The organism is Neobacillus vireti, from assembly GCF_036962345.1.
GTDB lineage: Bacteria > Bacillota > Bacilli > Bacillales > Cytobacillaceae > Neobacillus > Neobacillus vireti_A.
Map to the genome: position 1 here is coordinate 184143 of NZ_JBALNB010000019.1, position 18661 is coordinate 202803.

Here is an 18661-nt window from a genome sequence, read left to right on the forward strand (position 1 = left end):
CTTCATCACCCTCCTAACCCTAGCATAATCGTTTCAAGTGTGGCTTGAAGCGGTGAGCTTAGAACGCTTGGTACTACTCCAATTAAGAGTATTAAGCCAATTAGGACTAGAACCGGTACGAATTCAACGCCCCTTAAATCAACGATTCCTGTAAACTCTCGGTGTGATTGACCATAGGTAATGCCGAGTACGGCACGTAATAAATAGACGGCAGTCATGATAATCCCGATGCAGCCGACCGCAGCGATCCAAGGCATTTCTTCGAATAATCCTAAGAATGCCATAAATTCACTGACGAATCCGGACATTCCCGGCAATCCAAGCGAAGCCATTGCACCTGCCAGCAAGAAGCCGGAGGCAATTGGCATTCCCTTTGCCATTCCGCCAAGGTTCTCCATGAGTGAAGTATCGGTGCGCTCATAGAAGGCACCCACTAGGAAGAACAACAGCGCTGAGATTAATCCGTGTGAAACCACTTGGAAAATTGCTCCCTGCACGCCTGCCTCGTTCATGGCAGCTAACCCGATTAATACGATTCCCATGTGAGAAATCGAGGAGTAGGCCAAAACCATTTTAAAGTCGGTTTGAATGAACGCTAGGAACGCTCCATAGAGGAGGTTTACGACCCCTAGGATGGCAATTAATACCGCTAAGGTTTCAAACTGCTCCGGAAAAATTCCCATTCCAAAACGAATTAATCCGTACGCACCGATTTTCAATAGAATACCAGAGTGAATCATAACAACTGATGGCGGTGCTTGTACGTGAACGCGAAGCATCCAGCTGTGTAACGGGAAGATTGGTAATTTCACGCCAAAGGCAATCAGAAGCGCAATGAATAGACCAAGTTTTAAGTCTCCCGAAAGCGGGATATTCGGATCGTTCATAATTTGTGTCAAGATTTCGATATTGGTTGTTCCCGTTTTTGCAAACAGAATCATAATCACGATTAACAGTACAGCTGAGCCTAAACCGTTGTAGATTAAGAAGCTGTAAGCAGCTTTTTCTTTTTCAAAATAACCCCATTTTCCGATTAGGAAGAAGGTTGGAATTAAAGTAATTTCAAAGAATAAGAAAAATAGAACTAAGTTTTCAGCGGTGAATACTCCGAGCATTCCGATTTCTAGCAATAGGAACAGCATGAAGTAGCCTTTCCATTCGTGTTTAATATAAATGGAGGCAATCGCTGCAAGTGTTGCCACTACGGCTGTCAGGACGACTAACAGCATGGTCAAGCCGCTGACGCCAAGCTCATAGTTTACTTGCCAATAGCCAGCCTCAGTCCCCTGCAGGCCGCCGAAGGTAATCCATTCTTTTGCTACATTAAAGTCACTTAACGCTTTACCTGCTAGATAGTGGAGATATAAGCCGATGGCAACTCCCAGTGCTGGCAGTGTGGCTAAGAAGCCAACGATTTTAATCAATTTTTCCTGCGTTTTCGGCAGCAGGGCCAAAACGATGATTCCAAGTAACGGGGAGAATACTAATATTGATAGAACGAAAGAAAGATCCATTTATAAGTACCCCCCTGTTAACACAAAGATGACCGCTAGTAATGCCAGACCAACAAAAGCAACGGCTGCATAGGTTTGGATTTGACCGCTTTGCATCTTCGATCCAGCCGCTCCAAGGCCTTGAACAATCCCTGCTACGCTCTTCATGATTCCCTCGACAAGGAAAACATCAATAAAGCGTAAGAAATAACTGATTCCTTTTGTGATGGCCACTACCGACATTTGATAGAATTCGTCAATGTAATATTTGTTCAACAAAATGCTGTGAAGCGTATCGCCGCTGCCAGAAAGCCAGTTGCGTGCGATGGAACGCTTATAGTAAATCAGGTAAGCAAGGTAGATACCTGCTAAGGATACAACCGTTGCTGCAATCATAATCCACATTGGACCTGCGATATGGCTATGTCCAAGTGCTTCATTTCCATCCACAAGCCATGCACCCAGGTTGTGGTTGAATGGTGTTTGCACGTAACCAGCGATGATGGCGAGGACGCCAAGAACGATCATTGGGAACGTCATAACCGATGGTGATTCGTGAACATTTTTCATTGGGCTCCGCGCTTCTCCGGTAAATACCATGAAGAATAAGCGGAACATATAAAACGCGGTCATGAATGCCGCCGCCAGCGCTAGTAAGAACAGAATTGGATGTCCGCCTTCCCAGGCTGCGATTAAAATTTCATCTTTACTGAAGAACCCCGAGAATAATGGTACACCGCTGATGGCGAGTGTTCCAATTAAGAAAAGCGGTGCGGTAAACTTTAGCTTTTTCCAAAGACCACCCATCTCTTCGATATTCTGTGTGTGTACGGCGTGAATCACGCTTCCGGCTGCTAAGAACAGCAATGCTTTGAAGAAAGCATGTGTCATCAGGTGGAAAACACCCGCAACATATCCAGCAGAGCCTAATGCTAACATCATGTAGCCGAGCTGGCTGACTGTTGAGTATGCTAGAACGCGTTTAATATCGGTTTGAACAAGACCGATGCTGGCTGCAAAAATTGCCGTAAACGCACCGATGACGGCAATCGTTAATAGTGCTGTTTCACTCGCTGCAAACAGCGGGAATAGTGCAGCAACCAGGTATACACCGGCTGCAACCATTGTTGCCGCGTGGATTAACGCAGAAACAGGTGTCGGACCTTCCATTGCGTCCGGTAACCAGGTGTGAAGCGGGAACTGACCTGATTTACCAACAGCTCCGATAAAGATTAAGATCGCTGTTAAGGTAATCATCGTCGTTGATACAGCACCGGCCTCAACAGCACGGAAAATTTCACTGTATTCAAAGCTTTTTGTTTCCCAAAATAATAAAATCATCCCGATCAAAAGACCAACGTCCCCGATACGAGTCATAATGAACGCTTTTTTTGCCGCAGCCTTCGCTTCTTCTTTGTTGAAATAGAATCCGATTAAGAGGAAGGAACCGACTCCGACAAGCTCCCAGAAAATGTACGTTTGCAGCAGGTTTGGCGAGATAACCAAGCCAAGCATTGCAAAGGTAAATAGTCCTAAATAGGCATAGAATACTGGAAACCGCTCATCCCCATGCATATATCCCTTTGAATATGTATGAACAAGGAAGCTGACGAGCGAGACAATCACTAGCATTAATGCATTCAATTGATTCACTTCAAAGCCCGCTGTTAAAGAAATATCTCCTATCCTGAGCCACTCCGTTGAAGTTTTAAACGTTGGTTGCGTAAAACGCTCGAACAACACCAACAACGAATACACAAGCGCGGCCAGCGTTGCGAGAATACCCACATACGCACTCGCATCCCGGAGACGCTTACCAAATAGAAGAAGAATCAAAAACGATAATAGCGGGAAAAGCGGTATGATCCATGCATTTTCCATCATCATCACAATCCCCTTTTTTAAAAATGGTGCAACTATGGTGCCAAAATATGGTGCCTGTCACCGCTCGTGGACACTGACTGACCAACAAAGGCACACACCATTAAATTACCAATTTGTCCACCTGGAATGGACAGTGTCTTTTTGCGGTGACAGGCACCGCATTACTAAAAAAAATATATCCACTACAAATTAATTTTTCATTGTATCCATTTCGTCGATGTTGACGGTTTTGCGGTTGCGGTACAGGGCAATTAAGATTGCCAGACCTACTGCTGCTTCTGCAGCGGCTACGCTGATCATGAACAACGCGAAGATTTGTCCGGTAATGGATGGTGCCACTCCGTATTTGCTGAAGGTTACCAGGTTAATGTTGACGGCATTCAGCATAAGTTCGATTGAGATGAGGACGATAACAGTGTTTCTCTTTGTCAGTGCCCCGTACAATCCGATACAGAATAAAATCAGTGCGAGTGCCAGGAAGGCTGAAGCAGGAACTGAACTCATTCCTTGTCACCCTCCTTCTCTTCTTTCTTTGCCAGAACAATCGATCCGACAAGTGCCACTAATAGTAAAACCGATGTTGCTTCAAACGGAATCACCCATTTAGAATACAGGGCTTCCCCAATTTTCATTGTATTGTCGACATGGAGGTCTGTTGGAACCTGTACGACATTGAAATCATAAATCCCAATGTATACTGCTGCCGCAAAGCCCACTACGCCTAGAAAAATAAACACCTTTCTCCATTTGCCTGTGGTTGTTTCCTCATTATCATCATGCTTCGTTAACATAATCCCAAACAGCATGATAATGGTAATTGCACCGGAATAAATCAATACTTGCACCGCAGCAACAAATTCTGCTGACAGTACCACGTATATCCCGGCAATTGCAACGAATGTGAAGATGAGGGCAACTACCATATGCACGACTTTGGTAAGGTTCAATAACAGGACGCCGCCAATGATAGCGACAAGGGCGAGGCCCATAAATGCGATAAACTCGCCTGAAAGTGTCATGGTTTATTCACCTGCCGTACGTTTTCGTCGTTCTCATCTAACCATTCAAGGTTTTTAAATAACATATCACGGCTGTATGACGCTAACTCAAAGTTATTGGTCATGACAATCGCTTCCGTTGGACAAACCTCTGTACACAAATCACAAAGGATACAAATCTCGAAATTGATATCGTAGGTATCGATGATTTTCCCCTTTTTCGTTGGATCCGGATGTTTTTTCCCCGTTAGATTAATACATTCCGTCGGGCAAATGTTCATGCACTGATTACACACGATACACTTTTCCGGATAGAACTTTTGAATTCCACGGAAACGGTCCGGAAGCGGAAGCGGCTCATCTGGATAATTATAGGTTACCTTTTCTTTCGTCAGCTGTTTTAGGGTATATTTCAAGCCTTTTGTAAATCCAAGCACGTTTTTCACCCCTTTTTCATTTTAAAAATACAAACTACATTCGTATGATAAACCCTTTTAAGGACTGTGCTTATCGCGATTGCCCCACTAGGTTCCTTTTTCAAGAAGCCTTAGAAAAATAATGTTTTGATTAATGCTGTTAAGAAGATGTTTGCCAGTGCAACTGGGAATAGTACTTTCCAAGCGAATTCCATTAATCGGTCGATTCGGAAACGTGGAAGTGTTGCCCGTAACCACATGTAAACAAAGACAACAGTACAAAATTTAAGTGCGAACCATACTGCTCCAGGGATAAATCCTAAGAATTCAAATGGTGGCAGCCATCCGCCTAAGAATATGACAGTAATTAAGGATGACATCGCAAACATATAAACATATTCTGTAAGCATAAAGAATGCCCAACGGAATCCAGAGTACTCAACAAAGTATCCGGCAACCAATTCATTCTCTGATTCTGGCAGGTCAAATGGCGTCCGGTTTAATTCCGCAATGGATGCGATGAAAAACACGATGAACGCTACTGGCTGCAAGAGAATGAACCAAGCTGTTTCTCCCTGTTGTGCAACGATATCTGACAAGTTCAAGCTTCCGGTTAATAGGATAACTCCCAGCACGGACATAACGAGCGGTATTTCATAGGAGATCATTTGTGCACCCGCACGCATTCCTCCTAGGAGCGCATATTTATTGTTGGACGCCCAGCCGCCGAGTACCATACCAAATACGGTCATTCCGGAAACAGCAATATAATAGAGCAGGCCAACCCCGATATCCGCGAATTGGAATTTGTCCGTAAACGGAATGGTCGCGAGCACCATGAAGGCCGGTGTGAAGGCAATGATTGGCGCGATGATAAATAACGGCCTGTCGGCTGCCTTTGGAATAATGTCTTCCTTTATTAAGAGTTTCAGAACGTCGGCTACGGTTTGCAATAATCCCCACTTACCGCCGAGCTGGTTAGGGCCGTGACGGGCCTGCATGTATCCTAAAACCTTACGTTCTGCTAATATCGCATATGTTACGAAACCTAAGACTACCAATAGTAAGACAACTGCGAGTAAAAAGAAGATACCAAAGTTCATCAAGCCTGGACTTGACTGGAGCAACTCTTCTACCATTAGCCGTCCACCTCCCCGAGGACAATGTCAACCGCCCCTAAAATCGCAATCAAGTTTGCAATGTTTTCGCCTACTAATAATTTCGGGAGAATCTGCAGATTATAAAATGAAGGTCTTCTAAACTTCAAGCGGTACGGCTCTTTTTTACCGTCACTTGAGATATAGCAGCCAATCTCTCCACGTGGAGATTCAATTCTAACAAATGCTTCCCCTTTTGGTGCTTTAATGATTTTTGGCACCTTTGCCATAATTTCGCCTTCTGCAGGGAACTGTTCACAGGCCTGCTCAAGGATTTTCAGGGATTCTTCAATCTCTTCTAGGCGGACATGGTAACGTGCCAAGCAATCCCCTTCGTCACGTGTCACGACATTAAAGTCAAAACGGTCGTAAATGGAGTACGGCTCATCTTTGCGGAGGTCCCATTTCACGCCGGTACTGCGAAGGTTCGGACCGCTGAGTGAATAGTTAATGGCGTCTTCTTTTGAATAAACGCCAACCCCTTTTACCCGGTCTAAAAAGATTTCATTTCCAGATACGAGGTTGTGGTAGCCTTTCAGCTGTTCGCGTAAATAAGGAACAAATTCCTTAACACTGTCGACCCAGCCTTCCGGAGCGTCCCACTTTACCCCGCCGACACGCATATAGTTGAAGGTCAAACGAGCACCTGATAATTCGTTTAGCATATTGATAATCATTTCACGGTCACGGAACGCATAGATGAACGGACTTGTGGCACCAAGGTCAAGGATATACGTACCCCAGGCAACAAGGTGGCTGGCGATACGCCCTAATTCCATTGCCATTACCCGGAGGAAGTCGGCCCGTTCCGGCACTTGAATGCCCATCATCGTTTCGACAGCATGACAGATGACATAGTTGTTTGTCATCGCGGACAAATAGTCCATCCGGTCAGTGTACGGGATGATTTGTGTATATTGCAGGCTCTCTGCCAATTTTTCCGTTCCGCGGTGTAAATAGCCGATGACCGGTGTTGCTTCCGTGATGATTTCGCCATCGATCTTGACAACCAGCCGGAATACTCCGTGTGTACTAGGATGCTGAGGACCGACGTTAAGCAGCATTTCTTCAGTTCTAATCATTGGTTACACCTCCACATCATACGGTTCATAATCTTTACGCAGTGGATAGCCAACCCAATCTTCTCCAAGCATAATCCGATGTAAATTTGGATGTCCGGTAAACTTAATACCTAGTAAATCATAAGTTTCGCACTCAGGCCAGTCCGCTCCTGCCCAAATTGGCTGCAAGGACTCGATTGTTGGTTCATCGCGGTCTATCTTCACTTTTAATGCCACTGATTGGCGATTTTTGTATGAGAATAAGTGCACATACACTTCCATATGTGTTACAAAATCTGTTCCATGAAGCTCAGATAGATAATCGAATCCAAGGAGCTCATTGTATTTTAAAAATTGTGCTACCTTGAAATATGTATCTTTCTTCGCAACAAGTGTTGGAACGTCCTTCGATAATTTATTAATATAAGAATCTTCTAAAACATCAGATCCAAGGTTTTCTTCAATAACCTTCCTGTACTTATCTAAGAAATGCTGGTTTGGTGATGGTTCCGCAGGTGCAGTTTCAGCTGCTGCTGTGTCGCCGCCTTTTCCAGCTGCTTTTGCCTTGGCTGCCGCTGCTGCCTTTGCTTTCGCTACTGCTGCTGCTTTGGCTTTGGCTTTTTCATCGTCACTCGCGCCAGCTCCGTCTCCTCCAGCTGCTTTCGCTTTTGCCGCTGCTGCTGCCTTTGCTTTCGCTGCCGCCGCTGCTTTGGCTTTGGCCGCCGCTGCCGCTTTTGCCTTTGCGTCATCTCCAGCAGGTTCTTCAACTGATGCTTCTCCACCGGCTAGCTCCATGGCCTTGCGCTTCGCCGCTGCCGCCGCCTTCGCTTTTGCCACCGCCGCTGCCTTTTTCTTCGCGAGGTCATCACTGTCATTCCCTGCTCCTGCTTCAGCATCTGGTGTTGACGTCTCTTCAGCTGGTGCATTTCCCGCAGCTAACTCCATCGCTTTTCGCTTTGCTGCTGCTGCCGCTTTTGCTTTCGCTACCGCCGCTGCCTTCTTTTTGGCAAGGTCGTCGCCATCCTCCGCTGCAGGGGCCTCTTCTGCTTGAGCCGAATCAGACGATACAACTTCCTCCTCTATACCTTCGCGCTTCTTCTTAGCCAGTGCAGCCGCCTTTGCCTTCGCTGCTGCCGCTGCCTTTTTCTTTGCAAGGTCTGCGCCATCCTCCGCTGCAGGGGCCTCTTCTGCTTGAACCGGATCAGATGGTGCAGCTTCCTCCTCTATACCTTCACGCTTCTTCTTAGCCAGTGCAGCCGCCTTTGCCTTCGCTGCTGCCGCTGCCTTTTTCTTTGCAAGGTCTGCGCCATCCTCCGCTCCTGCAGGCGTACCCGCTGGCTGAGTTGAAGTTGGTTCTGCTGGCTTCACTTCCTGACTTAAACCTTGTTCAGAAGGTTTGTCCTGCTGTGATTCCGTACCGGCTGCCTTCGCTTGACGCTTCGCTAATGCTGCCGCTTTCGCCTTCTCAGCCGCTTCCCTTTTTAATTGATCGAGATCCTTTTCCCCGCTCATCGGTTAGATCACCTTCTTCCCAGTCTTCGCCTCATAGCGAATCTTTTCCTTTAATTTATTAATTCCATAAATTAATGCGGCCGGGTTCGGCGGGCACCCAGGAATATAAACATCAACAGGGACAATCTGGTCGACACCCTTTACAACCGAATATGATTTCACATATGGACCACCCGCAGTAGCGCAAGATCCCATCGCAATCACCCATTTCGGTTCTGGCATTTGATCATACAAACGGCGTACAATCGGTGCCATCTTCTTGGTAACGGTACCAGAAACAATCATACAATCCGATTGTCTTGGTGATGTTCGAAAAATGGTCCCAAACCGGTCAAGGTCATAGTTGGCTCCACCCGTACCCATCATCTCAATCGCACAACAAGCCAGACCAAAAGTCATTGGCCACAACGAATTACTTCGTGCCCAAGCCTTTATTTGCTCCAGCGTCGCGAAAAATACATTTCGTTCTAACTCTTTCATTTCCTGTGGCGTCAGGTCATCTAGTTTTAAGTCCATCGTAGCACCTTCTTCTTCCAGGCGTAGATTAAGCCTATTAATAGCATAACGACAAAAATCAACATCTCAATTAACGCAAAAACTCCAAGCTTATCATAGGCAACCGCCCACGGATATAAAAATACAGTCTCTACATCAAAAATAACAAACATAAGGGCAAAAATATAATAGCGGACATTGAATTGTACACGAGAATCGTGAAATGGATCAATACCGCTTTCATATGTGGTATATTTTTCGACACTCGGCTTATGAGGACGTAAAAATTTACCTAAAAATAAAGCCACCAACGGCAGCAGCACCCCTAGACATAAGAACACGAAAACAATCAGATAATTATTCTGATATAAATTCAAAAGTTCCATGTCCATCCCCTCCAATGTTGTAAATTTTCTTAACAATGAAACTTGTAACCGATAACATTATAGCATTGTTACAAACTTGTGTCGACAACACCACCTTAATAAAAATTGAAAATTCTATTGCCGCAAAACTTCCCATGCCAAACGTTTGGGAGCTCGCTCACAAAAACGTCTTGGCATGGGGAGTTTTGCAAGCGGACGCGGGTAGCGGAAGCGCAATGTGCGTTAGCACATGGCAATAGAATTTTCAATTTTACCACAAAACTGGTTTTGAGACACAAAGGCCCCACCCCCTGAGCGTTGCGTGATCTCGCAGAAAGGGCTCCCAGGAATCACTTCAGAGATGACGCAAAAGCGAATTGATAACCTTGAACTTAGGTGCACGTGATCTGAAGCGTAGCGGAAGATGACGTGCCTAGTAATAGGCTCGCAAGAGCCGGGATTTCCCTCCATATCGACATTTAACAACAAAAAAATGGAAATGTCAGTGAGAATTGTCATAAAAAATACACTAACTAGTAACCAAGCCTACAAAACATCAATTTACAAACATCTACTTGTACCACCATCATATTCAAGATTACCCAAATCATTCAAAACTTTCTATTAAAATGGAATAAATATAATGAACATCCTACTAACTTCCTATAAAAGCCAGTCGAAAGACTGGCCATCGTCATATTCTTCCCACTTGCCCTTTCGAACTCCCTTACCTTCCATTCAAACCAGCTTTGATACTTGCCGCCCAACCCCCTACCCGCCATTTCTCCCCTTCTACCTGCCTATTTCAACCTCTTACCTGCCTCTAACCTTCTTTCACCTGCATAAACCCATTGTTTACCTGCCTAACAAATTCACACACCCTACCAAACACCGAAAAAGCCAGTCGTAAGACTGGCCATCTTCATTTTCTTCCTCTGAAATCCATAATTCCCCCTCACCATCCATTCAAACCAGCTATAAAACTACCAGCCCAACCTCCTACCTGCCTAATTCAACCTCTTACCTGCCTCTAACCCTCTTTCACCTGCCTAAACCCATTGTTTACCTGCCTAACAAATTCACACACCCTACCAAACAACGAAAAAGCCAGTCGTAAGACTGGCCATCGTCATCTTCTTCCTCTGAAATCCATAAGTTCCCCCACACCATCCATTCAAACCAGCTATAAAACTAGCGGCCCAACCTCCTACCTGTCATTTCTCCCCCTCCACCTGCCTAATTCAACCTCTTACCTGCCTCCAACCTTCTTTCACCTGCCTAAACCCCTTGTTTACCTGCCTAACAAATTCACACACCATACCAAACACCGAAAAAGCCAGTCGTTAGACTGGCCATCGTCATTTTCTTCCTCTGAAATCCATAATTCAACCCTCACCATCCATTCAATCCAGCAAATACTTGCCGTCCAACCTCCTACCTACCATTTCTCCTCCTCCGTTGACCATAGCCCAAACTCCAACTACTACCAAATTCAAACACAAAAAACCCCCGCCAGTCCAAAGACCAACAGGGGTTTGTATCATAACTATTATTGTTTTCCTGTAACCGATAAACGGTTGATGGCACGTTGCAGGGCAAGCTCGGCACGACGGAAATCGATGTGTTCCGTCTTCTGATCTTTCATACGCTGCTCGGCACGTTCTTTCGCTCTATGTGCACGTTCCACGTCGATATCCTCTGCTTTTTCAGCGGCTTGAGCAAGAATCGTTACCTTTTCAGGACGAACCTCAAGAATACCGCCAGTGACAGCAACAAGATCGTCTTGTTTAGCTCCAGACTTCTTGAGACGCACAACGCCAATTGCCAAAGGAGCAACCATTGGGATATGTCCAGGTAAAATACCTAATTCACCACTTTGAGCCTTCGTAACAACCATTTCCACATCTGACTCATACACCGGGCCATCGGGAGTAACAACACTGACTTTTATCGTCTTCATTTTTTACCCTCCTGACAGGCTTTAGGCCTCTACACCCATGCGTTTTGCATTTTCCACTGCGTCTTCAATACGTCCAACTAAGCGGAATGCGTCTTCTGGAAGGTGGTCATACTTACCTTCAAGGACCTCTTTGAACCCACGAACCGTATCTTTTACTGGAACATAAGATCCTGGCTGACCAGTAAACTGTTCAGCAACGTGGAAGTTTTGTGATAAGAAGTTTTGGACACGACGTGCACGAAGTACCACTAACTTATCATCATCAGAAAGTTCATCCATACCAAGGATCGCAATGATATCCTGTAATTCACGGTAACGTTGTAAAGTTGATTGTACTTGGCGCGCTACATTGTAATGTTCTTCCCCAACGATTTCAGGTGACAATGCACGAGAAGTAGAAGCAAGTGGATCCACCGCAGGGTAGATACCCATTTCAGATAGCTTACGCTCAAGGTTAGTCGTTGCATCTAAGTGAGCGAATGTAGTAGCCGGAGCCGGATCCGTATAGTCATCGGCTGGTACGTAAATCGCTTGGATTGAAGTAACAGAACCTGTTTTAGTAGATGTAATCCGTTCTTCTAATTTACCCATTTCAGTAGCAAGAGTTGGCTGGTAACCTACCGCAGAAGGCATACGGCCTAATAGCGCCGATACTTCCGAACCTGCTTGCGTAAAACGGAAAATGTTATCGATGAATAACAATACGTCTTGTCCTTGCTCATCACGGAAATATTCAGCCATCGTCAAACCAGTCAAGGCAACTCGCATACGTGCTCCTGGCGGCTCGTTCATTTGTCCGAATACCATCGCTGTTTGCTTGATAACGCCTGAATCTGTCATTTCATGATAAAGGTCATTACCTTCACGTGTACGCTCACCAACACCAGCGAATACAGAAATACCGCTGTGCTCTTGTGCGATGTTATTGATCAATTCCTGGATTAAAACCGTTTTACCTACACCGGCACCACCGAACAGACCAATCTTACCACCCTTAATGTAAGGTGCAAGCAAGTCTACTACTTTAATACCCGTTTCAAGAATTTCTACCTCAGTAGAAAGATTTTCAAAAGTTGGTGCTTCACGGTGAATCGAATCTCGGCGTTCACTCGCTGGAATTTCTTCTTTAAGGTCAATTGCTTCACCTAATACGTTAAATACACGGCCAAGAGTTACGTTACCAACCGGTACAGAAATCGGAGCCCCTGTATCAAGAACGTCCATTCCACGCATTACACCATCAGTGGAAGCCATTGCAATTGTACGAACCGTATCATCACCTAAATGAAGGGCTACTTCAAGGGTTAAGTTGATATCAACTTCAGTTTGACTTTGCGCTTTGTATTCAATTCGCAAAGCGTTATAAATCTCAGGTAATTGGCCGTTTTCAAACTTAACGTCAATAACCGGACCCAAAATCTGAAGAACGCGTCCTTTGTTCATCATTTTCCCTCCTATCTTACTTTTTCACTAGATCCCTTTTAAAAAGGGATCTAGTGAATCACACTTTACTAGTCATAGTCCTGAAATGTAGTCGGGAACGATGAACTCATTCCCGCCCAGCAAGACTTAATAAGGCCCCCAAATGGGGTTCATTTTTTAAAAATTGGTTTTTGAAAGGGTGTCCCCCTGCAAAAATTATTGTTCAGCTTCAGCGCCTAGGCGCTTCCGCTTTTCGTTCTATTCTAACGCTGCCGCACCGCCGACGATTTCCGCAATTTCTTGTGTAATCGCTGCTTGACGGGCACGATTGTATATTAATGAATAATTTTTGATCATTTCTTTCGCATTATCAGTAGCATTTCTCATCGCAGTCATCCGAGCAGCATGCTCACTCGCTTTACTGTCTAATAGAGCACCATAAATTAAGCTCTCAGCATATTGAGGCAGGAGAACTTCTAAAATTTCTTCTGCAGATGGCTCAAATTCATACGATGTAAGCTTAGTAGAAGCCGAAATTTCCGTTAGTGGAAGCAGCTTTTTATCGATTACCTCTTGAGTAATTGCACTTTTATAATGAGTGTAATATACGTAAAGTTCATCGAAGGTTCCATCGGAGAACATGCCAACCGTACTGCTAGTAATATCTTTAACACTCTCGAAGCTCGGTTGATCGGATACTCCAACAATGTCAAGAACTACATTTATTCCACGTTTAACAAAAAAGTCACGGGCCACACGACCGATTGCAATAATCGCATATTCATCTGCCGACTTGTGACGTGATTGGATTGTTTGGAATACACGACGGATCACATTACTGTTATAAGCGCCAGCAAGACCACGGTCAGATGTCATAACAATATATCCCGTTTTCTTAACAGGACGAGATTGCAGCATTGGATGATTGACTCCATTGCTTCCCATTGCGACAGCTGCGGTAACTTCCTGGATTTTTTCCATGTAAGGAACAAATGCTTTTGCATTCGCTACTCCACGATTCCATTTAGCTGCAGAAGTCATCTCCATTGCTTTGGTAATCTGACTCATCTTTTTTGTAGAATTAATACTATTTTTTATATCGCGTAATGATGCCATAGGTTCTCACCACCCTCTTACAAAGAATGTTGTTCGGGGCTACGATGGTGGGAAAAGGGTGACAGGCACGCTTTTGTAGTGCCTGTTTCCCTTTTCCCAACCACCTTCGCCATCAAATATTGTCAGACCCTACTTATTCGGAAACTGCGAACGTCTTTTTGAAGGCGTTGATTGCAGCAGCCATATCGTCATCAGAAGGAAGATCTTTCGTCTTCACAATATGGTCTAACAAGTCTTTGCGGTTGTGGTCTAACCAATTAAGGAGTTCAGATTCAAAACGACGGATATCCGTTAATGGAATATCATCAAGGAAACCGCGTGTTAATGCATAAAGGATTGCAACTTGCTTTTCTACAGAAAGCGGCTTGTGAAGATCTTGTTTTAGAACTTCAACGGTGCGGGCACCGCGGTTAAGCTTCGCCTGTGTTGCTTTATCAAGGTCAGAACCGAATTGAGCAAATGCTTCTAATTCACGGTAAGAAGCAAGGTCAAGACGTAATGTACCTGCTACCTTCTTCATCGCCTTGATTTGCGCGGATCCTCCTACACGAGAAACGGAAAGACCTGCGTTGATCGCTGGACGTACTCCGGAGAAGAAAAGGTCAGATTGTAAGAAAATTTGTCCATCTGTGATGGAAATAACGTTTGTTGGGATATAAGCAGAAACGTCACCTGCTTGTGTTTCGATAAATGGCAATGCTGTGATTGAACCTGCACCTAATGTGTCGTTCAACTTCGCTGCACGCTCTAATAAACGGGAGTGCAAGTAGAATACATCCCCTGGATATGCTTCACGACCTGGAGGACGGCGAAGTAATAGGGAAAGCTCACGGTATGCAGCCGCTTGTTTGGATAAATCATCATATACGATTAATACGTGCTTACCGTTATACATAAATTCTTCAGCCATTGCAACGCCCGCATAAGGAGCTAAGAATAACAATGGAGCTGGTTGTGAAGCAGAAGCCGTTACAACAATTGTGTAATCTAATGCTCCATATCTACGTAATGATTCAACGGCACCACGTACGGTTGATTCTTTTTGACCGATAGCAACGTAGATACAAATCATGTCTTGACCTTTTTGGTTCAAGATTGTATCAATTGCAACAGATGTTTTACCTGTTTGACGGTCTCCGATAATTAACTCACGCTGACCGCGTCCGATTGGAACAAGCGCGTCAATCGCTTTAATACCTGTTTGTAATGGCTCATGAACGGATTTACGAGCCATAACGCCTGAAGCTACTGCTTCAACAGGGCGAGTTTTTGTAGTATTGATTGGACCCATACCATCAACTGGTTGTCCTAAAGAGTTAACAACACGACCAATTAGTTCCTCACCTACTGGAACCTCCATGATGCGTCCTGTACGACGAACCTCGTCACCTTCTTTAATTTCAGTGAAAGGTCCAAGAATGATAATACCAACGTTATTTGCCTCAAGGTTTTGAGCCATACCCATAACGCCGTTTGAAAATTCAACAAGTTCTCCAGCCATGACATTGTCGAGGCCATGAACACGTGCGATACCGTCACCAACGGAGATAACTGTACCGACATCACTCACTTGAATTTCAGCCTGATAGTTTTCAATTTGCTGTTTTATCAGGGCACTAATTTCTTCAGCTTTGATGCTCATGAGTTTCACCCCTATCTACGAATCTTAGCTTAATAATTTGCGTTCTAAACGGTCTAGCTTTCCGCGCAAAGACCCGTCGTATATACGGTTTCCGATTCGGAGCTTAATGCCGCCGAGCAATTCGGAATCCACGATATTTTCAATTCTTAATGATTTCTTTCCAATCTTTGCAGCAAACGTTGCAGAGATTGCTTCGCGTTCTGCTTCGGTAAGCTCACGCGTGCTGTAGACATCAGCATCGGCAATTCCTGACTCTTCATTCGCTAATTCAAAGAATTGGTTCGCTACTTCGATGACCTCATCTTCACGATGACGATCAATCAAGAGCAATAGTGTATTCAGTACATATGGATTAACGGTTGTAAAAGCGGCTGATAAAATCTCTTTTTTCTTATCCATTGAAAGCTTTGTAGACTTTAAAACTGCTTTTAAATCGCTATTGTATACAAATACTTCTTTCACTACACGAAGTTCTTCTTCTATTACTCCAAGAAGCTGCTGTTCTTTAGCGATTTGAAAAAGAGCCAACGCATAGCGTTTTGCTACCATGGAGTTGCTCATCGCTGATCTCCTGCCTCTTGAATATATTCGTTAATGAGTTTATCTTGGTCTGCTGCATTCAATTCTTTTTCAATAACTTTAGAAGCAATTAATACAGACAAGGAAGCAACTTGTTCACGAATAGCGGCAACTGCCTTTTCTTTCTGCTGCTCGATTTCAAGCTTAGCAGATTCTTTCATGCGGTCCGCTTCAGTACGAGCGACTGCAATGATTTCTTCACGCTGAATATCGCCTTGCTTTTTCGCATTTTCAATTAAAACTTGCGCTTCGGAACGAGCTTCTTTTAATAGAGAGCGCTGCTCTTCTAATAGCTTTTTAGCTTCTGTGCGGCTTTGCTCTGCAGCTGAAATTTCACCCGCTACATGATCTTCACGCTGTTTCATGATGCCCATTAAGGGGCCCCAAGCGAATTTTTTCAGCAATGCCATTAAGATGATGAACATCACAAGCTGGAAAACTATATCTCCCCAGTTCACACCAGTATGGGCTGCTGCACCTAATACAAAACTATTTGTTAACACCCGCGATTCACTCCTTTCAAGGTCTTTCCCTTAAACCAACCTCTATATCAGTCGAAATAATTGTCGAAATCAATCGTTAATGCCCAGTATTGAACATAAACGAATGGCGAAGGTTCTCACGAATGATCTTCGCCATCTTCATAAACGCTACTAAGCGCGTTCGATTATTGACCTTGAACCATGAACGCGATAACAACCGCGATGATAGGAATCGCCTCAACTAACGCAACCCCGATGAACATTGTAGTTTGAAGTGTACCGCGTAATTCTGGTTGACGAGCCATACCTTCTACTGTTTTTGATACGATAAGACCGTTACCAATACCTGCACCTAGTGCTGCTAAACCAATTGCGATTGCTGCTGCTATTAAACCCATTGAAAATTTCCTCCTTTAGTGTATGAAAAAATAAATACATATATTTTTGTTCTTATAATTAAGAACGGTTTATCTTAATGGTCGCTGCTCACTTTGTGAGCTAAGTACACCATTGTTAACATACAGAAAATAAATGATTGGATGGCGCCGACAAAGACTGAGAAGCCAAGCCACACGAGCGTTGGTAGTGCAGCGGCAATTGTTCCGCCCACACCGGTTGCTAAACCAGCCGCGAGTAAACCTAATAAAATTTCCCCCGCATAAATGTTTCCGTAAAGACGGAGACCTAGAGTCAGAGTATTTGCAAACTCTTCAATAATTTTTATTGGGAACATGAACCAGAATGGTTTAAAGAATTCCCTTCCATATGCTCCTGCACCTCTCATTTTGACACCATAGAAGTGCGATAATCCCACTATCAATGTGGCTAACGTCAAGGTAACAGCCGGATCTGCTGTTGGTGATTTCCACCAAAGTACTCCGTCCACAACTACCGAGAATGGCAGTCCCAGCATATTGGATACAAAGATATACATGATGATGGTGATTCCGAGTACATGGAACCGTCCGCCATCTTTCCAATCCATCGTACTGTTAATGATGTTTTTAACAAAGTCCATGACCCATTCCATGAAGTTTTGGATTCCGGTTGGTTTCATGGCCAGATTACGAGTAGATAGGATGGCAATCAAAAAGACAATGGCACTTGCTATCGTAATCATCAAAACGTTTGCTAGATTAAATTGGAGTCCAAGAAACGTAACTATTGGAGCTTCATGATGCAACAGTATTCACCTCGCTTCCCCCACTATTTATGTAAAAAGTAATTGTGACTAAAAAAATCTATCATAATGACAATGTAGGATGTCATTAATCCTATAACCACACTAATGAGATGGAATTGCTCAGGGTACCTCATTGTGATGACAATCGCTAAAGCACCGGTTGCCATTCGTGAAAAAGATCCAAGTGAACGAAGTTGTCTTCCTTCAGCTGCTGCTTGTCCGGCTTTGTCGATTTTTCTCGCCATCAACCACAAATTAAAGAGGCTCAAACTTGTCCCAAGAATCAATCCAAGAAAGATTGATTGATGCGCAGTGAACCCCCAACCAAGCACATAAAAAGACAATAAAAAAAACATCCACTTTCGCTGTCGGATAAACATTGTTTGAAATTCCTGCATGGTTGTTTTAATCTCCCGAGTTGAACTTGCGGATTGTAACGAGCATTGTGTAAATACCAGTTGCTAAACCGATAAACAATCCAACTATTAAGAAAATTGGCTCTGTACCCCACTGTTTATCCAGCCATCGGCCTGCAAAAAGACCGATTAAAATCGATCCAACTAAGGACGCCAGAATGGTGGACATTAAGGCATAGGCTTTAAATGGATTGCGGTTTTCCTTACTCATAAGTATCGCATCCCCGCTATATGAGAATACAAAGTTCGAGGTAGTATGTACAAAGAAAAACAGGTAGAAATTCTGAGGATTCTGTCGATTCATCTGAAAACCCTCTCATTTTATACCCTTTGTTAGCATACAATAGCAATTCTGCAATGTCAATGAATTTACGTGAAAATATCCACAATCTATACTGCGTAATTTCTTCCAATTGGAAGTTTAAGTTAACACTATTATTGTAGTGTATACCACCCTAACTTTTCCGCTGAAATTGTGAC

Annotated in this window: 20 protein-coding genes; all 20 read right to left on the reverse strand. The window is 44.1% G+C overall.

Annotated features, from left to right (window positions below; all coding sequences use genetic code 11):
* Positions 1-5: 5 nt before the first annotated feature.
* The gene (locus V7108_RS22800; protein ID WP_335569546.1) at positions 6-1514 is read right to left on the reverse strand and encodes an NADH-quinone oxidoreductase subunit M; all 1509 of its coding nucleotides are present in this window, start codon (positions 1512-1514) and stop codon (positions 6-8) included.
* Positions 1515-3377 carry an NADH-quinone oxidoreductase subunit L gene (gene nuoL, locus V7108_RS22805; RefSeq protein ID WP_335569547.1) on the reverse strand — a complete coding sequence of 621 codons (1863 nt, stop codon included), beginning with the start codon at positions 3375-3377 and terminating at the stop codon, positions 1515-1517.
* A 189-nt stretch (positions 3378-3566) separates the two neighbouring features.
* Complete coding sequence (gene nuoK, locus V7108_RS22810) at positions 3567-3881, reverse strand: NADH-quinone oxidoreductase subunit NuoK (RefSeq protein ID WP_335569548.1); 315 nt, start codon at positions 3879-3881, stop codon at positions 3567-3569.
* Entirely contained in the window at positions 3878-4396 is a 519-nt protein-coding gene (locus tag V7108_RS22815; protein ID WP_335569549.1) for an NADH-quinone oxidoreductase subunit J, read from the reverse strand. The genes nuoK and V7108_RS22815 overlap by 4 nt, the downstream gene beginning before the upstream one ends.
* Positions 4393-4812 (reverse strand): NADH-quinone oxidoreductase subunit NuoI, encoded by a 420-nt coding sequence (gene nuoI, locus V7108_RS22820; protein WP_063255622.1) that lies wholly within the window; start codon positions 4810-4812, stop codon positions 4393-4395. Before nuoI ends, V7108_RS22815 begins: the two co-directional genes overlap by 4 nt.
* Before the next feature lie 110 nt (positions 4813-4922).
* Positions 4923-5930 carry an NADH-quinone oxidoreductase subunit NuoH gene (nuoH, locus tag V7108_RS22825; RefSeq protein WP_335569550.1) on the reverse strand — a complete coding sequence of 336 codons (1008 nt, stop codon included), beginning with the start codon at positions 5928-5930 and terminating at the stop codon, positions 4923-4925.
* Positions 5930-7030 (reverse strand): NADH-quinone oxidoreductase subunit D, encoded by a 1101-nt coding sequence (locus V7108_RS22830; RefSeq protein WP_335510925.1) that lies wholly within the window; start codon positions 7028-7030, stop codon positions 5930-5932. Before V7108_RS22830 ends, nuoH begins: the two co-directional genes overlap by 1 nt.
* 3 nt (positions 7031-7033) lie before the next feature.
* Complete coding sequence (locus tag V7108_RS22835; RefSeq protein ID WP_335569551.1) at positions 7034-8521, reverse strand: NADH-quinone oxidoreductase subunit C; 1488 nt, start codon at positions 8519-8521, stop codon at positions 7034-7036.
* A 3-nt stretch (positions 8522-8524) separates the two neighbouring features.
* A complete protein-coding gene (locus V7108_RS22840; RefSeq protein WP_335520234.1) occupies positions 8525-9037 on the reverse strand; it encodes a NuoB/complex I 20 kDa subunit family protein in 513 nt (170 codons plus the stop codon).
* A complete protein-coding gene (locus V7108_RS22845) occupies positions 9028-9402 on the reverse strand; it encodes an NADH-quinone oxidoreductase subunit A (protein ID WP_063254613.1) in 375 nt (124 codons plus the stop codon). Before V7108_RS22845 ends, V7108_RS22840 begins: the two co-directional genes overlap by 10 nt.
* A 1528-nt stretch (positions 9403-10930) precedes the next feature.
* Positions 10931-11341: a F0F1 ATP synthase subunit epsilon gene (locus tag V7108_RS22850; protein ID WP_335569552.1), complete on the reverse strand. Its 411-nt coding sequence runs from the start codon at positions 11339-11341 to the stop codon at positions 10931-10933.
* Positions 11342-11362: 21 nt separating this feature from the next.
* A complete protein-coding gene (atpD, locus tag V7108_RS22855; protein ID WP_335569553.1) occupies positions 11363-12784 on the reverse strand; it encodes a F0F1 ATP synthase subunit beta in 1422 nt (473 codons plus the stop codon).
* 237 nt (positions 12785-13021) lie between these two features.
* Complete coding sequence (atpG, locus tag V7108_RS22860; protein WP_335569554.1) at positions 13022-13879, reverse strand: ATP synthase F1 subunit gamma; 858 nt, start codon at positions 13877-13879, stop codon at positions 13022-13024.
* 133 nt (positions 13880-14012) lie between these two features.
* A complete protein-coding gene (gene atpA / locus V7108_RS22865; protein WP_335508942.1) occupies positions 14013-15521 on the reverse strand; it encodes a F0F1 ATP synthase subunit alpha in 1509 nt (502 codons plus the stop codon).
* A gap of 24 nt (positions 15522-15545) precedes the next feature.
* Positions 15546-16082 carry a F0F1 ATP synthase subunit delta gene (locus V7108_RS22870; protein WP_335508940.1) on the reverse strand — a complete coding sequence of 179 codons (537 nt, stop codon included), beginning with the start codon at positions 16080-16082 and terminating at the stop codon, positions 15546-15548.
* Positions 16079-16603, reverse strand: a complete 525-nt coding sequence (locus V7108_RS22875; RefSeq protein ID WP_335508939.1) for a F0F1 ATP synthase subunit B — start codon at positions 16601-16603, stop codon at positions 16079-16081. The genes V7108_RS22870 and V7108_RS22875 overlap by 4 nt, the downstream gene beginning before the upstream one ends.
* Before the next feature lie 164 nt (positions 16604-16767).
* Positions 16768-16980 (reverse strand): F0F1 ATP synthase subunit C, encoded by a 213-nt coding sequence (gene atpE / locus V7108_RS22880; RefSeq protein WP_335508936.1) that lies wholly within the window; start codon positions 16978-16980, stop codon positions 16768-16770.
* 74 nt (positions 16981-17054) lie between these two features.
* Positions 17055-17765 carry a F0F1 ATP synthase subunit A gene (gene atpB / locus V7108_RS22885; protein ID WP_335508934.1) on the reverse strand — a complete coding sequence of 237 codons (711 nt, stop codon included), beginning with the start codon at positions 17763-17765 and terminating at the stop codon, positions 17055-17057.
* 23 nt (positions 17766-17788) lie between these two features.
* Positions 17789-18163 carry an ATP synthase subunit I gene (locus tag V7108_RS22890; RefSeq protein ID WP_335508932.1) on the reverse strand — a complete coding sequence of 125 codons (375 nt, stop codon included), beginning with the start codon at positions 18161-18163 and terminating at the stop codon, positions 17789-17791.
* Between the two features lie 7 nt (positions 18164-18170).
* A complete protein-coding gene (locus V7108_RS22895; protein ID WP_335508960.1) occupies positions 18171-18392 on the reverse strand; it encodes an AtpZ/AtpI family protein in 222 nt (73 codons plus the stop codon).
* Positions 18393-18661 lie beyond the last annotated feature (269 nt).

Excerpts from the sequence above, each read along its gene's own strand:
- nuoH (WP_335569550.1), bottom strand. The coding sequence starts at position 5,930 with ATGGTAGAAGAGTTGCTCCAGTCAAGTCCAGGCTTGATGAACTTTGGT.
- V7108_RS22835 (WP_335569551.1), bottom strand. The coding sequence starts at position 8,521 with ATGAGCGGGGAAAAGGATCTCGATCAATTAAAAAGGGAAGCGGCTGAG.
- atpE (WP_335508936.1), bottom strand. The coding sequence starts at position 16,980 with ATGGGTTTAATAGCAGCAGCAATCGCAATTGGTTTAGCAGCACTAGGT.
- V7108_RS22895 (WP_335508960.1), bottom strand. The coding sequence starts at position 18,392 with ATGAGTAAGGAAAACCGCAATCCATTTAAAGCCTATGCCTTAATGTCC.
- V7108_RS22890 (WP_335508932.1), bottom strand. The coding sequence starts at position 18,163 with ATGCAGGAATTTCAAACAATGTTTATCCGACAGCGAAAGTGGATGTTT.
- V7108_RS22815 (WP_335569549.1), bottom strand. The coding sequence starts at position 4,396 with ATGACACTTTCAGGCGAGTTTATCGCATTTATGGGCCTCGCCCTTGTC.
- V7108_RS22800 (WP_335569546.1), bottom strand. The coding sequence starts at position 1,514 with ATGGATCTTTCTTTCGTTCTATCAATATTAGTATTCTCCCCGTTACTT.
- atpD (WP_335569553.1), bottom strand. The coding sequence starts at position 12,784 with ATGAACAAAGGACGCGTTCTTCAGATTTTGGGTCCGGTTATTGACGTT.
- atpA (WP_335508942.1), bottom strand. The coding sequence starts at position 15,521 with ATGAGCATCAAAGCTGAAGAAATTAGTGCCCTGATAAAACAGCAAATT.
- V7108_RS22850 (WP_335569552.1), bottom strand. The coding sequence starts at position 11,341 with ATGAAGACGATAAAAGTCAGTGTTGTTACTCCCGATGGCCCGGTGTAT.
- nuoL (WP_335569547.1), bottom strand. The coding sequence starts at position 3,377 with ATGATGGAAAATGCATGGATCATACCGCTTTTCCCGCTATTATCGTTT.
- V7108_RS22830 (WP_335510925.1), bottom strand. The coding sequence starts at position 7,030 with ATGATTAGAACTGAAGAAATGCTGCTTAACGTCGGTCCTCAGCATCCT.
- V7108_RS22845 (WP_063254613.1), bottom strand. The coding sequence starts at position 9,402 with ATGGAACTTTTGAATTTATATCAGAATAATTATCTGATTGTTTTCGTG.
- nuoK (WP_335569548.1), bottom strand. The coding sequence starts at position 3,881 with ATGAGTTCAGTTCCTGCTTCAGCCTTCCTGGCACTCGCACTGATTTTA.
- V7108_RS22870 (WP_335508940.1), bottom strand. The coding sequence starts at position 16,082 with ATGAGCAACTCCATGGTAGCAAAACGCTATGCGTTGGCTCTTTTTCAA.
- V7108_RS22840 (WP_335520234.1), bottom strand. The coding sequence starts at position 9,037 with ATGGACTTAAAACTAGATGACCTGACGCCACAGGAAATGAAAGAGTTA.
- atpG (WP_335569554.1), bottom strand. The coding sequence starts at position 13,879 with ATGGCATCATTACGCGATATAAAAAATAGTATTAATTCTACAAAAAAG.